General features: G+C 73.6%; 6 protein-coding genes and 1 pseudogene. 4 read left to right on the forward strand and 3 right to left on the reverse strand.

All coding sequences use genetic code 11. The annotated features are described in order from the left end of the window. Positions 1-33: 33 nt before the first annotated feature. Together ACFWBQ_RS35265 and ACFWBQ_RS35270 are read right to left on the reverse strand one after the other, a co-directional pair. Entirely contained in the window at positions 34-3,549 is a 3,516-nt protein-coding gene (locus ACFWBQ_RS35265) for an amino acid adenylation domain-containing protein (protein ID WP_385506947.1), read from the reverse strand. Then, on the reverse strand, positions 3,542-5,917 hold the full coding sequence (locus ACFWBQ_RS35270; RefSeq protein WP_385506950.1) for a lantibiotic dehydratase: 2,376 nt from the start codon (positions 5,915-5,917) through the stop codon (positions 3,542-3,544). The genes ACFWBQ_RS35265 and ACFWBQ_RS35270 overlap by 8 nt, the downstream gene beginning before the upstream one ends. Before the next feature lie 276 nt (positions 5,918-6,193). Here ACFWBQ_RS35270 and ACFWBQ_RS35275 point away from each other — a divergent pair, with 276 nt between their 5' ends. Genes ACFWBQ_RS35275 through ACFWBQ_RS35290 form a run of 4 tightly spaced genes read left to right on the forward strand, consistent with a single transcriptional unit; the run spans position 6,194 to position 12,367 of the window. Then, positions 6,194-7,297 carry a hypothetical protein gene (locus ACFWBQ_RS35275; RefSeq protein WP_385506957.1) on the forward strand — a complete coding sequence of 368 codons (1,104 nt, stop codon included), beginning with the start codon at positions 6,194-6,196 and terminating at the stop codon, positions 7,295-7,297. After that, complete coding sequence (locus tag ACFWBQ_RS35280; protein ID WP_385506969.1) at positions 7,294-9,243, forward strand: amino acid adenylation domain-containing protein; 1,950 nt, start codon at positions 7,294-7,296, stop codon at positions 9,241-9,243. Before ACFWBQ_RS35275 ends, ACFWBQ_RS35280 begins: the two co-directional genes overlap by 4 nt. Beyond that, the gene (locus ACFWBQ_RS35285) at positions 9,240-11,012 is read left to right on the forward strand and encodes a beta-ketoacyl synthase N-terminal-like domain-containing protein (protein ID WP_385506973.1); all 1,773 of its coding nucleotides are present in this window, start codon (positions 9,240-9,242) and stop codon (positions 11,010-11,012) included. Before ACFWBQ_RS35280 ends, ACFWBQ_RS35285 begins: the two co-directional genes overlap by 4 nt. Next, positions 11,009-12,367 (forward strand): DUF6002 family protein, encoded by a 1,359-nt coding sequence (locus tag ACFWBQ_RS35290; protein WP_385506980.1) that lies wholly within the window; start codon positions 11,009-11,011, stop codon positions 12,365-12,367. The genes ACFWBQ_RS35285 and ACFWBQ_RS35290 overlap by 4 nt, the downstream gene beginning before the upstream one ends. Positions 12,368-13,818: 1,451 nt before the next feature. Here the strand turns inward: ACFWBQ_RS35290 and ACFWBQ_RS35295 are convergent. Further along, positions 13,819-14,715, reverse strand: a pseudogene (locus tag ACFWBQ_RS35295) (IS5 family transposase). Between the last annotated feature and the right edge of the window lie 195 nt (positions 14,716-14,910).

Consider the following 14,910-nt stretch of genomic DNA (forward strand, 5'->3'; position numbering starts at 1 on the left):
GCCTCTCCGAGTCCGGAAGCCGGGCGGTGCTGTTCAGTTCGGCCCGCGTCGCCGGGCGGCGCGGGCCGGGGCGCGACGGCGGCGTGCCAGGCCTCGGTCGGTGCCGCGGTCCGCACCGGCTGCCGGTGCGGACCCGTCGAGATGGGCGGCGAGCGCGCGGACGTTCGGGTGGTGGAACAGGTCCACGACCCTCAGGGACCGGCCGAGCGCGTCATCGAGTCGCTGCCGCACCGTGACGAGCAGCAGTGACGTTCCGCCGACGTCGAAGAAGTTGTCGGTGGCCTTGATGTCGTCACGCTCCAGGACCTGCCGCCAGACGGCCAGGACAGCCGCCTCGGTGCCGCCGCCGGGGGCCGGGAGCGTGGGGAGGACCGGCGGCACGGCCGGCGCGGGCCCGGCGGTCGTTCCCTCTCTCAGATCGGCGTACGGGCCGAGGCCGATGTCCCCGGCCGGGCGGTCCGGCGCGTCGAGGAAACCGTCCAGCAGGTGTGCGTAGGCGGCGAGGAGCCGTTCGGCGCGGGCGGTCGTGAAGCGATCGGTGTTGTGGACGAGTTCGATCCGGTAGCGTCCGTCGGCCTCGGTGGCGTAGACGGTCAGGTCGAACGGAGCCCCGGGCACGGGTACGGGCTCCGCCGTGACGTCCAGTCCGGGCAGTTCGAGCTGCGGCTGCGGGAAGTTGTAGGCGTTGAACAGCACCTGGACCAGCGGCTGGCGGGACGCGTCGCGGGGCAGTCGCAGCGCCTCCACCAGGCGCTCGACGGGTGCCTCGGGGTGGGCCAGGGCGTCGAGCAGCTCGTCCCGGGTGTCCCGTACCTGCGCCCGGAAGCTCCGGCCGACGGCCGGGTGCAGCCGCAGCGGCACCACCTCGACGAAGAAGCCCACGAGATCCAGGAACGCGGGGTGCCGGCGGTCCACCGCGGGTGTGCCGATGACCAGGTCGTCGCGCCCGGCGAGCCGTCCGGCGAGCTGGCCGAGCACGGCCAGCAGCACCGCCGACGGCGTCGCCCCGCAGCCACGGGCCAGCGCGTGCACCGCCGCGGTGGTCTCCGCTCCGAGGAGCGTCTCCACGCGACCGCCCAGGAAGGTCTGCTCGGCCGGGCGGGGGTGGTCGCCGGGCAGTTCCAGTACGGGCGGCACGCCGTCGAGGTGGTCCAGCCACCAGCGCAGATCGGTGTCGGCGCGGCGGTTCGCCCGGTCCGTCCGCCAGGCCACGTAGTCGGCGAACGAGGCGGCCGAGGGGGGCAGCGGTGCCGCGCGGCGCGCGTACGCCGTGCCCAGGTCGTGCAGGAACAGGCCCTGTGACCACCCGTCGAAGACGGCGTGGTGGGCGGTGACCGCCAGCACGTGCTCGTTCACGCCGACCCGGAGCAGACGGGCCCGCCAGAGCCGGTCGGCGGCCAGGTCGAAGCGGGCGCCGGCGGCCTGCGTGAGCTGCGTGGCCAGGGCGCCGGCCCGCTCGGCCGACGGCAGCGTCGTCAGGTCGGTGACCGGCAGGGGGATGTCGCCGGGCGGGTCGATCAGCACGGTCGGTGCGCCGTCGACGGTCGGTATCCGCCAGCGCAGCACCTCGTGCCGACGGGCGACCTCGGCCAGGGCGGACCGGAGCAGCGCCGGGTCCAGCGGGCCGTGAAGCCGTTGCGCCAGCGCGATGTTGTAGGCGCCGGTCTGCGCCGTGAGCTGGTCGAGGAACCACAGCCGGCGCTGCGCCGCCGACAGCGCCGGCGGGCTGCCGCGCGCCGGTTCCGGGCCGGCCGGCGCGGCGGCGGCCAGGGCGGCGGCGATGCCGTCGACCGTACGGCCGCGCAGGACGTCCTCGATCCGTACGTCCCGGTCCAGGTCGGCCCGCAGCCGGGCGACCAGCCGCATCGCGCTCAGGGAGTGGCCGCCGGCGTCGAAGAAGGTGTCGTCGCCGGAGCGCACCGGCACGCCCAGTACGTCGGCCCAGGCCCGGGCCACCACGGCCGCCTCCTCGCCGTCCGGCCGCCAGCCGCCGCCGGGTTCCGCGGTGGCCGGCGTCGCCAGCTCGTGCAGCGCCGCCCGGTCGGTCTTGCCGGACGCGTTGCGCGGCAGCGCGTCGAGCCGGACGAAACGCGCGGGCACCATGGCTGCCGGCAGCAGCCGGGTGCAGTGCTCGCGCAGGACCGCGTCCGCCGGCGCCCGCGCGGGTGTCAGAAACGCCGTCAGCAGGGGCCCCGCCGCGGTCGGGACCAGGTCGACGACCGCCTGGCGGACCCCGGGGTGGCCGGCCAGAGCGGTCTCCACTTCCCCCGGCTCGACCCGGTGACCGCGGACCTTGAGCTGCCGGTCGGCGCGGCCGAGGTAGCGCAGGGATCCGTCCGGCTCCCAGGCCGCCAGGTCTCCGGTGCGGTACAGCCGCCCGCCCGACCCGGAGAACGGGTCGGCGACGAACCGCTGCGCGGTCAGGCCCGGCCGTCCGAGGTATCCGCGGGCCGCCCCGGCGCCCCCGATCAGCAGCTCGCCCGCCACACCGACGGGCACCCGGCACAGCGCCGCGTCCACCACGTACACGCGCAGGTTCGGCAGCGGGCGGCCCATCGGCACCGGCCGGGCCCAGTCGCCGACGGCGTCGTACGCGGTGGCCTCGACGGTGGTCTCCGTCGGACCGTAGGCGTTGATGAAGCGCAGTCTCGGCGCCTCGGCGGTGCCCGCCCAGCGCCGTACCTGATCGGGCGCCACCGGTTCGGCGGTGGCCACGAGCACCCGTAGCGCGGCGAAATCGGCCGGGTCCAGCAGCGGCAGCATCGACACCGGCGGGGTGGCCCAGGTGACGTGGTGGGCTGCGGCGAAGCGGCCGAGGCGCTCCGGTGAACCGCGGTCGGCCTCCGGGACCAGGGCGACGGTGCCGCCGGCGGCCAGCGTGGTGAAGACCTCCAGCACGCTCACGTCGAAGCCGAACGACGCGGTGGCCAGGGCGATCGTGTCCGCACCGATCCCGAATCGGTGTGCGGAGGCCGTCAGGAACGCCGTCACGCTGCGATGGGTGACGACCACGCCCTTCGGGGCGCCGGTCGAGCCGGAGGTGTACATGACGTACGCGGGGTGGTCCGGAGTCAGGGCGTCCGGGACCGGCTGGTCCGGAGCCGCCGGGCCGCCGGTCGGGGCGGACACGAACAGCCGGTCCGGCGCCGCGTCGGCGAGCAGGGCGCGGCCGTCGGCGTCGACGACCGCGAACTCCGCACCGGCGTCGTCGAGGACAGCCAGCAGCCGGTCGCGGGGGTGCGCCGGGTCCAGCGGTACGTAGGCGCCGCCCGCGAGCATGACGCCCAGCATCGCCGCGATCGTGTGCGGCCGGCGCCGGCCGCACACACCGACCGTGGTCTCCGGGCTGACGCCGAGGTCACGCAGCGTGTGAGCGAGCCCGGTGGCCGAGGCCGCCAGTTCGGCGTAGGTCACCGCACGACGGCCCTGCCGCACGGCGATCGCGCCGGGGCGCCGCCGCGCCGCCGCCAGGACGGCCCGCGGCACGGTCGGCGCGTCCGCCGCGAGCAACTCTCCTCTGCCCCAGGGTTCGGGCACGGCCTCAGTCATCGGCGCTCCCAGTGGCGTGCGGCGGCACCAGCGGATCGCGGACCTGCACGCGCAGCTCCGAGTAATAGGTGCGGCCGGCGGCATCCGGCACCCAGGTGTCCTCGGGGAGCGGCAGCACCTCCGTGACCACCACCTCGACGTCGGGCCCTGCGTCCAGACAGGCGCGGCGCACCATGGACGCGAGCGAGTACACCAGCGGCGGGCTGGTCAGGTCCGCGTACGTGGGTTTGAGTTCGGTGCCGAGGCGGATGAACACCCGGTCCGGTAGACCGAGTTCGGACGCCCAGCGCCGGGCCGCGAGATACCGCTCGGCATAGCCCTTGGCCGTGGCCAGGCCGGTCGCCCCGGCCGTGCTGCGCCAGGTCTCGCGCTCCACGACGAGCCGGTCGATCGACACCCGGGGGGTGTGCGGGCCGGCCGCGACCAGCTTGAACGCGTCCGCCGTGTGCATGGACAGGAAGTCGGCGAACAGCTCGAGCAGCGGCCACTCCTGCCCGTCGGCGTGCCGCGCCACCAGGTCGTCGTCCCGCTCGGTCACCGTCAGCGCGGTGACCGGCAGCAGCCGGGAGTGCTCGGCGCCGGGCGCCGGTACGAAACCGAGCTGCCAGTTGTCCGGCGACCACAGCAGGTCGGCGACCCGGGCGGTCATCCGGGGGAAGTCCTCCGGCAGCAGCAGCTGCACCCGGTCCGTCCCGAGATCCCGGTCGATCGCGGACCGCAGGGCGCCGGGCCGGGGGTGGGCCCGGCTGAACACGCCGGTGCACAGCGTCAGATACGCCGCGTGCAGCTCGCCGAGCACCACCGTGTAGTCGCCGGCGGCCAGCTTCTCCAGACTGGGCGCGGCGATCTGCAGGTCCGGGCTGTGGATACGGGCGGTGGACCAGCCGGGCCCCGGCGCGTCGAACAGCTCGGCGGCCCGGGCGGACAGCTCCGCGGAGCGCAGCCGCACCCGGCGGGTGCCCGGTGCCGGTTCCGTCCCGCCCGTCAGCTCGGCCCACCGTTCGGCGAAGGCGGCCACGACGTCGTCGACCGGCCGTCGGCCGGCGCCGAAGAACAAGCCGTGGGCGAGATAGCGCAGATCACCCAGCGGCACCTCATGGGTGCCGAGGTCGGCGCACAGGTCGGCGTGGACCTCCCGCAGCGCCTGCCGGTACGCCGACGCCAGGGCGTGGCTGAGCCAGCGCGCGGCCGTGAGCAGCACGTCGAGTGCGGGCGCCAGCTCCTCGAGCAGCGGCCGGCCGAACGACAGCTCCAGGTCGCGCACGGAGTCCTCGTGGCACAGCGTGCGTCCGGCGTACGTCTGCCCTGCCCTGCGACGGCTGTCGAGCCCGGTCAGCTCGGTGAACACCTCGTCCAGCCGGACCGTCGCGGCGTGCAGGGCGGCCGGGTCGCCTGCCGCGGCGGCCACCGCGGAGCGGGCGGCGTCCAGCCGGCCGAATTCCTCGCGGGCGTCCTCGCGGGCGGCCAAATCACCGATCGCGTCGATGGCCGCGTGCAGGGTCGGTTCGGCGGTGAGGTTCAGCGGCAGGTCGATGCCCCAGCGCAGCACGCCGCGCTCGGTGAGGCGCTCCAGCAGCATGAACCCGTCCGCGCTGCGGCGGACGGGGTTGCCGCTGTCCGCGACGAGCTCGGCCACCAGCCCGGCGGCCGTGCGCGGCCCGGTGAGCAGGCCGAGCAGTGCCGCCTCGGCGGGGGTGAGCTCCACGGACGGGGCCACGGGACGGTGCAACATCCCTTTCCGTACCGAGAGTTGGGGCTGCAGTGCCACGGGCAGGTGCGGCCGGAAGCGCGGATCGGAGGCCATCCGGTCCGCGAACGCCGCCAGGGCCCACCACTCGAAGTACACCTGCCGCCCGGTCACCAGGCCGGGTCCCGGACGGGCCGTCACCACAGCGTCGTCGTCGGTCAGCCGGACCCAGCACACCGGGCCGAAGAAGCCGATGGTGTCGTTCTTGGCGCAGTAGCGCTGCCAGTAGCGGGCCACCACCGCCTGCCGACGGCGGGTCTTGCGGTCCGGCGGGGCGTCGGGGCCGGCCGCGCGCAGCCCGTCCAGGGACGCCAGCACACCGGGGTTCTGCCAGGTGATCGCCTCGCGGAAGAGTGGGTCGCCCGCTATCTCGTACAGCCGGGCGCCGATGACCGCGGCGGCCTCCCCGAAGGCTGCGCGATAGCCGGCCTCGTCGATGTCTCCGGCGAGACGGGCCTCGGCGGCCGAGGCGGCGGCGGCCGAGGCGAACACGCGCAGGCCCTCCGCGGGGAACCCGGTGGAGCGCAGGACGGCGTCGCGCCACACCTGCCAGCGGGTCCCGGGCAGGTCGGCCAGCCCGACCGGCTCCTGGCCCGTGCCGTACACGGCCGGCGCGGACATCGGCGACACCCTCAACCCAGCTCCCCCCGGAAAACGCCCTCAGGTGTCCGTTGGTTCGCCGCCGACACCACACCGCCGGCAGGAACACCGGTCGGAGCAGGCTTAGTTGATCTCGCACTGAGTGGGCATGCTAACCACGACGTCGGTGCTTGGGAAGTGTTCGAATACCTTGCCGCACCGGCCTCCGGCGCTGCCGGTGAGGCGTTACTATCCAGCGGTGCCGATACCGAAGATCGCTTTCGCGACCGCGAGACCGCACGGACGGGCCCCGGTGCGATGACGGCGGTGCCGACGGTCGTGGTGATCGGCAGCGGTTCTCTGGCCGCCTCCGTCTGCGCCGCCTTGGCGACAGCGGCCGGCCCGCCGCTGCAGGTGGTCGTGGCAGCCCGAGGGGAGAGCGTCGGCCAACTGTGCGCTCTGGCCGACACGCGTGCCGCGCTGGCCGGTCGCGCCGTGCGCTTCCGGTCGCGGACGACCGGGCCGGACATGCGGGCCGCGCTGTCCGAGGTGATCCGTCAGGAGGCGCCGGACGGTGTGCTGTTGTGCGCTTCCCACCAGTCGCCGTGGGAGCGCCGCGGGGCGCCCTCCGCCTGGACTGCCCTCCTCGCGCGCGGTGGATTCGGTATGACCCTCCCGCTGCAGGCGGATCTCGCCGTGGTGGCCGGCCGGGCGGCGGCCGACTGCGGCTCCTGGTTCGTCAACGCCTGTTTCCCGGACGCGGTCAACCCGGTGCTGGCCGCACTGCGGGTTCCGGTGCTGTGCGGCATCGGCAACGTCGCGCTGCTGGCCGCGAGTCTGCAGGCCCGGCTCGGCCTGCCCGACCAGCGCCGGCTGCGGGTGGTCGGCCACCATGTGCACCTGAACCCGCCGGGCCCGGCGGGCGAGGCCCTCGGCTGGCTGGACGACGAGCCGCTGGACGGGGTCACCGCGGCGCTGGCCGGCCAGCGTGCCTGCGACCGGCCGGCCCTCAACCAGGTGACCGGACAGGCGGGGGCGATGCTGATCGACGCGCTGGCGAGCGGCTCGGAGCTGGACACCAGCCTGCCGGGCGTGACCGGGCTGCCCGGCGGCTACCCGGTGAGGATCAGCGGCGGCCGTCTTACCCTGCGTCTGCCGGTCGGACTGAGCCGGGCCGAGGCGGTGGCCGCCAACCAGCGGTGGTCGCAGGCCGACGGGATCGTCGTCGAGGGCGGGCGGGTCAGGTTCGCCCCGGCCGCGGCGGCCGCGTTGGCGGAGGCCGAACCGGGCTGGGAGCCGGAGGAGTTCACGGCCGAGCGGACCCCGGACGTCTGTCGCCGGCTGCTCGCGCTGCGCGAGCGCCTGCGCCGCACACCGGCGGGGCCGTCCGCCGTACCGGAAGAGAACGGTGGGGCCACGTGACCGCAGGAACTCCGCACGACCGTCCGATCCCTCCGGAACCGGACGGTCTGCCGCCGGTGCCCTTCGCCGACCGGCACCGGCGGCAGACCGGATACCGGCCTCTCGCCGGCCATGGGACGATCCCGGCCGCCTTCGCGGCACAGGCCGCCCAGCGGCCCGACGCCGTGGCGGTGCTCGGCGAGGGCGAGCCGTGGACGTACCGCATGCTGGCGGACGCGGCGAACCGGACGGCGGCCGCACTCCGGGACGCCGGCGTCCGGCACGGTGATCGAGTCGGCATCCTGCTGGAGCACTCGCCGGAGACCGTGGCCGCGATTCTGGGCGTCCTGTTCGCCGGCGGCTGCTACGTACCGCTGGACCCGGCCCATCCCGTGCCTCGCCTGGCACAGCTCGTCGACCTCGCCGGCATCGACATCGTGATCGCCGACGGGGCCGGCCCGGTGGACCGGCTGCGGGCCGAACCGCTGCGCGTGGTGCCGCCGCCGGGGTCGGCCGGTCCCGGCGGGCCGGACGTCCGTCCCGCCGAGCAGCCGGCCCGTACCGACGACCTGGCCTATCTGCTCTGCACCTCCGGTTCCACGGGCCGGCCGAAGGGCGTGCCGCAGACGCACCGCAACGTGCTGCACGGAATCGCCAACCACATCGGGAACTTCCGCATCACGCCTGCGGACCGTCTGAGCGTGGTGTCCTCCTTCAGTTTCGACATGGCGGTGACCGACACCTTCGCGGCACTGCTCGCCGGGGCGGCCGTCGTCGTCGTGGACGTGCGGCGGCACGGCCCGGCCCACCTCGCACACGCCCTGGCCGACCGGGGGGTGACGGTCTTCCACTCCACACCGACGGTGTACCGCTACCTGGTCGACGCGCTCGGGGGGCGGCGCCTGGACACGGTCCGCGCGGTGGTGCTCGGCGGCGAAACCGTGACCCGGCACGACGCGTTGCGGTGCCGCGAGCACTTCGCGCCGGACTGCGTGTTCGTCAACGGGTACGGGGCCACCGAGGCCAGCTTCGCCGTTCAGGACCACCTGCCGCCGGACGCCCCGCTGGAGCACGACGTCCTGCCCATCGGCTACCCGCTGGCCGGGTACTCCGTCTCGCTCCTCGGCCCCGGGGGCGACCCGTCGGCCGACGAGGGGGAGATCGTCATCCACAGCCCGTACGTCGCACCGGGCTACTGGCAGGCGCCTGAGCTGACCGCCGTCCGGTTCGGCCGCGACGGCGGCACCGGACGCGGCATGTCGAGCTACCGCACCGGCGATCTGGGGCGCCGGCTGCCGGACGGCAGGCTGGCGTATCTGGGCAGACTGGACCGCCAGGTGAAGATCCGCGGCATCCGCGTCGAACTCGGCGAGGTCGAGTACCACCTCGCGGCACTGCCCGGCGTGCTGCGGGCGGTGGCGGTCGCCCGGCCCGACGACACCGGCCGCACGGAACTGCTGGGTCATGTGCAGCCCGTCGCAGGCACCCGGCTCGACTCCGGGGAGCTGCGCCGCCGGTTGTCGGCCCAGGTGCCGGAGCATCTGGTGCCGCGCCTGCTGACCGTCCTCGACGCTCTGCCGCTGACCAGCACCGGGAAGGTGGACACCCGGGCACTGCCCGCTCCGCAGGCGCCCCTGCCCGTGGGACAGGGCCCGGGCCCGCGTACCGCCACCGAAGAGGCGATAGCCCGGGCGTGGTGCACGGTCCTCAAGGCACCGGCTGTCGTCACCGACGCCAACTTCTTCGACCTGGGCGGCAATTCGCTTCTGCTGGCCGATGTGCAGCTGTTGCTGCGGGACAGCCTCGGTGTACCGGTGCCGCTGCTGGACATGTACCGGCATCCGACCGTCGCCGCGCTGGCCCGCCACCTCGACGGCGACGCCGCTCCCACCGCTGCGCCCGGTCTGCGTCGGGTCACCGAACGGGCCGCGCGCCGGGCCCGCCGCGAAGGGAAGGGGCGGAGGTGAGCGCGTACGACGACCGCGTCGCCGTCGTCGGCCTCGCCGGCCGGTTCCCCGGCGCGGACAGCGTGCCGGAACTCTGGCGGCTGCTGCGCGACGGCGTCGACGCCGTCCACGACTACACCGAGGCGGAGCTGCGGCAACTCGGCGTCGGCCCGGGGCTGCTGGACGACCCGGCGCTGGTGCGATCCGGCGGGGTGCTGCCCGGCGGGGTGCTCGACGGCATCGCCGGGTTCGACGCGGAACTGTTCGGCTTCGACGCCCATGACGCCGCGCTGCTCGACCCGCAGCACCGGTTGTTCCTCGAATCGGCGTGGGAGGCGCTGGAGGACGCCGGTTGCGATCCGCGGCGGCACGACGGCGATGTCGGGGTCTTCACCGGCATCTCCACCAACCGGTACTTCCTCTTCCACCTGCTCGGCAACCCCGCGGCCTCGGGCGGCGGCCCGGACGACTGGGAGGCGCAGCTCGCCACCCGGCCCGGCGCCGACTACCTGCCCGCGCAGGTGGCATACCGGCTCGGCCTGCGCGGGCCGGCGATGGCCGTCCAGACCGCGTGCTCCAGCTCGCTCACGGCCGTCTGCGTCGCCGCGCAGAGCCTCCTCGACTACGGCTGCGACCTCGCCCTCGCCGGCGGTGCGAGCGTCTCGCTGCCGCGCCACCGGCACACGCCCGAGGGGCTGGTCTCACCGGACGGGCGGTGCCGGGCCTTCGACGTGGCGGCCGCCGGCACCGGGTACGGCACCGGTGCCGCCGCGGTGGTCCTCAAGCGCTACGCCGATGTCGACCCCGACCGCGACCGCGTGCACGCCGTGCTGCGCGGCTGGGCGGTGAACAACGACGGCGCCCACCGCGCCGGTTTCGCGGCGCCGGGGGCGGACGGGCAGGCCGCAGTGGTCGCCGAGGCACTCGCCCGCGCCGAGGTGAGCCCGCACGAGCTCGGCTATCTGGAGGCGCACGGCAGCGCCACGGTCCTCGGCGACGCCATCGAGCTCGCCGCCCTGCGCCAGGTCTGGCGGGCGGCCGGCGCGTCACCCGGCGGGTCCTGCGCGCTCGGCACCGTCAAGGCCAACATCGGCAACCTGGACGCGGCGTCGGGCATCGCCGGACTGGTGGCAGCCGTCCGCGCCGTCGGCGAGGGCAGCGTCCCCGCCCACGTGCAGTTCCGTGAGCCCCACCCGGAACTCGGTCTCGGGACTGGGCCGTTCACCGTGCCACGGACGCTGCGGCCCTGGCCGCACGGCGGCAGCCGGCTGGCCGGGGTGAGCTCGTTCGGGCTGGGCGGCAGTAACGCACACGTGGTACTGGAACAGGCCGCCCGGCCCGCTCCGGCACCGACGGCCGGCTGGCAGCTGCTGCCGCTCTCCGCGCATTCCCCTGCGGCGCTCTCCGAGGCCTGCCGGCGGCTGGCCGGGCATCTGGAGACCGCCGGCCCCGGCCTGCGCCTGGCCGATGTCGCCTACACCCTGGCCGCGGGCCGCCGGGTCCTGCCGTACCGGGCGGCGATCACCGCCCGCGAGCCCGGCGAGGCGGCCGCGGCACTGCGGCAGGCCGCGGCGGGACTGCCGGCCGGGTCACCGCTGCCGGGCGAGGCCGGACCGGAGCTGCACGCGGCCGCCGACTCCTGGCTGCGCGGTGAGGACACCGACTGGATGAGCTATTTCAAGGACCGCCCGGGACGGGTCTGCACGTTGCCCGCCTATCCGTTCCGGCGTCGGCGGCACTGGATCGATCCGCCGGCCCATCGGGCAGCAGACCGGGGAGGACCCGCATGACCACCGCACTCGTCGCCGAGCGCAACCTGATCCTCGACTACTACGAACGGTTGCCGCAGGCCGTCGCGGCCCTGGTGGACGACCCGGCGCCGGTCACCGAACCCGGCGCGTTCTCCCCGGGCTTCGCGCTGCCGGAACCGGACGCCGGTGTCCGCGGCTTCTTCGAGCCGGCCCGGGCACAGTGGCGGGAACTGGGCACGTACGGCAGCCACCGGCTGGTCCTGCTGGACCTGGCAGGCAACCCCGGCACGCACACCACCAAGACCTTCCCCTCCCTGCTGATCGTCGCCCGCGCTGTGGAGTACATCCGCCGTACGGGCGAACCGGTCATGATCTTCACGCCCACGTCGGCGAACAAGGGGACCGCTCTCCGCGACGCCGTCGCGCGGGCACTGGCCGCCGGGCTGGCCACCCCCGACCAACTGCGGATCGCCACGCTGGCCCCGGCCTCCGGACGGTCCAAGTTGCGGGCCGGAAGCCTGACCGACGACGCGGAACTACGGGCCCGCAACCCGCTGATGGTGTACGACGGCGAGCGCGCCGAGGACGTCAAGGCACTGGCCCGGCAGTTCACCGACGCGTACGCGGCGGACCTCAAACGGCGCCACGGCGTGAACCTGTGGTTCTCGCTGGACCTGCGCAACTACCTCGTGGCCGACACCGCGCGGGCCTTTTTCGAGCAGGACGCGGATCCGACCGATGCCGCCGGGCCGCGGCTGCATGCACACGCCGTGTCGAGCGCGTTCGGACTGCTCGGCTACCACGCAGGCCGGGACGTGCTGGAGGCCGCCGGCACAGCCCGTCCGGCGAGCCGCCCGGCGAGCCTGCTCGTCCAGCATCTGGGGACCCCGGACATGGTGCTCAGCCTGCGCCGGGGAAGCTTCGACCGAGCCGGGCTGCCGGGCTACGAGCGCGGCGGCGACGGACTGTGGCGGCAGCGGGCCGACCCGCACTTCCCGGGCATCGCCGACGAGGTGGACGAGATCCTCGACCCGACCTTCTACACCCACCGCCCGGCCACCTCACCGGCGATGAACGCCCTCATCGCCCGGCACGGCGGAGACGGCATCGTAGTCTCGCGCCGCGAGTGCCTCGAACGCTACCCGGCGCTGCGGGAACTGGTCGCGGACCATCCGCGGCCGCTGCCGGGCGATCCGCGGGCGCTCCGCGAGTGGTCGCTGGTCATGGCGCTGACCGGCGTGTGCAACGCCGTCGACCGCGGGCTGGTCGAGGCGGGTCGCGACGTGGTGGTCCACGGTTCCGGCTGGTACGCCGACGACGACGTGCGGACACCGGCGGAGTCGGCACTCGTGCCGGTGTCGACGGTCGAGGACATCGCCGCCGCGCTGCTGTGAACGGCAGGTAATTCGGACCGGAGCCGGGCGGGAGTGTGTCGGGATCGGCGCGGTCGTGGGGCATTGCCGTCCGACGAACGGCCGTGCGGTGGGGCCCTGGTGCCGGGCGGCGAGCATATCCGGTGAGGGTATTGCCGACCCAGGCGCGCTGCCGGGTGCTGGGCCAGTCGCTGCGGTGGGGAGAAAACGGGTCGGGGACTTCCACGGCGTCGAGGCCGGCTTCGGGAGGCGTGGTTGCGTGGTTTCGTCGGGGTCGCCGTGCTCCGGTGGCTCGACGTCGCCTGCGGTCTTCACCGTGGCCAATCGCGGCACGGCCGGGTCACCCCGCGATAGGCGCCAGCGCGGGACTCCGCCTCCTCGACTCCGTCATTGCCGTCTACCACGCGGCCGAACTGCTCCCGCTGGCACACGGCGGCCTACTCATCGCCGTGTGATCTTTTCCGGGGCGGGGCGGGGAAGGCCAGGGCCGACGGTGGTCCGCTGCGTGCGGCGGGCGGCGCCGGCTTGCTCGGTGTGGAGGAAGCCACTGTTCTTCCCGTGTGCGTTTGCGTCGTATGAGGAGGTCCTTCTCGATGTCTGCGAGTCGGGACTGCAATGTGGGGTCGGTCTGGAGTATCGGGCAGCGGATGCAGGCGTGCTCGTGGCGCCGGGGCGTCCCGCAAGGTTCGAGCGCAGTTGCCGAGTTCGACCTTGCGCTTGTCGAAGTGCTCTTCGAGCTCGGCCCGTTCTTCGGCTGTGACGCCGCTGTATTCGCCCTCCGGCCCGCAGGGTCCGGGTGGTTCAGGAACTGCCGGTAGGACGCGACGATGTTCTCGGCGAAGACGGCTGATCGTGGAGTCGGGTATGGGAACTGTCCGAATGCCTGCGCTTCACGTATCGGTGGTGCAGTCCCAGGAGGCTTAGAACTCAGGCGAATTGGTGAAGCCGGGGGCGGTGAATTGGGGTCTGCATTTCGTGCCGCGGTGACGGATAGTGACAGGATGGCCGTTACGGGGTCGGTAGCAGGGCGAGAGCCTGGATCCGGGAGGCTGCGAAGTCGCTGCTGCAGACGGTGCATCCGCGGATCAGTTGGTGTGCTGCCAGGTGCCGACCGAAGAACGGGATGCCCGGGTCTGGATAGACCGCTTGGAAGCGTGCCGTGCAGACGTGGCAGGCCAGGGGCTGGATCTCTGCGAGGACGACGCCTTCCAACCCCTGCAAGCCCGGTTCGGCAGAAGTTTCGGCAGGCTCAGGCATCGGTCGGGTTGCAGGCCAAACTGCTGCGTAGGCGCAGTCCGGCCATCGGTGCGGGCGGAGCAGTGCTGGGCGGAAGCGGTCTTCCAGGTGTGCGAGGACTGCGGCGGTGGGTTGTAGCGTCAAGGGGACGGGGCCGTCGGCGAACACGTCGAGGATTCCCCAGGGCAGGGTGAATCGCCACCTGGGTCGTGGGGTCTCGTCATCCATGGTGGCGCCTATTCTCGCTCGTACGCCTTCCGATGTCGGCCGCGATGGCGGCACGGGCATCGAGAAGGCCGCCCGTCCCAGCGGTGGGTTTTCCAGGAGCGGCGGATGAGGCCGCGGACGGTGATGACCGTGTCTGCGAGGTCGAAGAAGGCGTCGATGACGACGGCGCGGCGTTCGTAGCAGCGGGCGAGGCGGTGGAAACTGTTCTGCCAGGCGTGGGTGCGTTCGACGTGCCACCGCTGGCCGGCCTGGATCGGGGCCTTTCGCCTTTGTGCGCGATCCTGCCGTGCAGGCCGAGTTCGTCAAGTTCGGCACGGGTGGCGGCGGAGTCGTATCCGGCGTCCAAGTGCACGGTGATCTCATCGGGCAGTGGGCCAAGATCGTCCAGGAGGTCCAGGAGGTCCAGGGTAGGGGCCAGCAGTGGGGAGTCGTGGCGGTTGGCTCCGGTCAGGACCCGTCCCAGCAGGATGCTGTACCCATCGGTCATGCCAGACGTTTCAGTCCCAGCGTGCCCCGGTCGACCGGGGCACGGCCGGCGACCTCGCCGCCGCCGGGGGCCTTGGTTATGGCGCCGTCGATCGCCATCTGATCGAGGACGAGGCCGACAGTCCGGTCGTAGGACTCCAGCGCGATCTGCTTGAATCGGCTGAACACTCCGAGCCGGATCCATTCGTCGTGATGGCTGCGGATCGTACTGGCGGAACACGTCGTGTCTCCGACGCCTCGTAGGAGCAACCGAGCCGGAGCAGTTGCAGCAGCTCGTCGAAGACGACCCGGTCGCTGATCCGGGGACGATGGCACCCCAGGGGATGATCCGAGTGATGGACCGGCCGCTTCGGCAGCAGTGCCGCGAATTGCTTCCACAGCGGTTCGGTCAGCCATGACGGCAGCACAGGGGGGCACAGGTCTCTCCGATGGTCACAGAGCGTCGCAACTCCATGATCACCTCGACCCGTGCCTGCCCACTGCCGGTCTACCCGACCGCTCCTATCCGCGCGCCCTCTTAGGGCGTGCAGATCATTAACTCGTGGCTTTCCGCTCGGCGAGTCGTTGGTTTGGTATGAGCAGGTTGGAAGGACAACGGGCCGGGTTGGCAGCCA

This window comes from Streptomyces sp. NPDC060035, assembly GCF_042736635.1.
In the GTDB taxonomy this organism is placed as follows: Bacteria; Actinomycetota; Actinomycetes; order Streptomycetales; family Streptomycetaceae; genus Streptomyces.

Coding starts and splice junctions, on each gene's coding strand:
- ACFWBQ_RS35265 (WP_385506947.1), bottom strand. CDS start 3,549: ATGACTGAGGCCGTGCCCGAACCCTGGGGCAGAGGAGAGTTGCTCGCG.
- ACFWBQ_RS35270 (WP_385506950.1), bottom strand. CDS start 5,917: ATGTCCGCGCCGGCCGTGTACGGCACGGGCCAGGAGCCGGTCGGGCTG.
- ACFWBQ_RS35275 (WP_385506957.1), top strand. CDS start 6,194: ATGACGGCGGTGCCGACGGTCGTGGTGATCGGCAGCGGTTCTCTGGCC.
- ACFWBQ_RS35290 (WP_385506980.1), top strand. CDS start 11,009: ATGACCACCGCACTCGTCGCCGAGCGCAACCTGATCCTCGACTACTAC.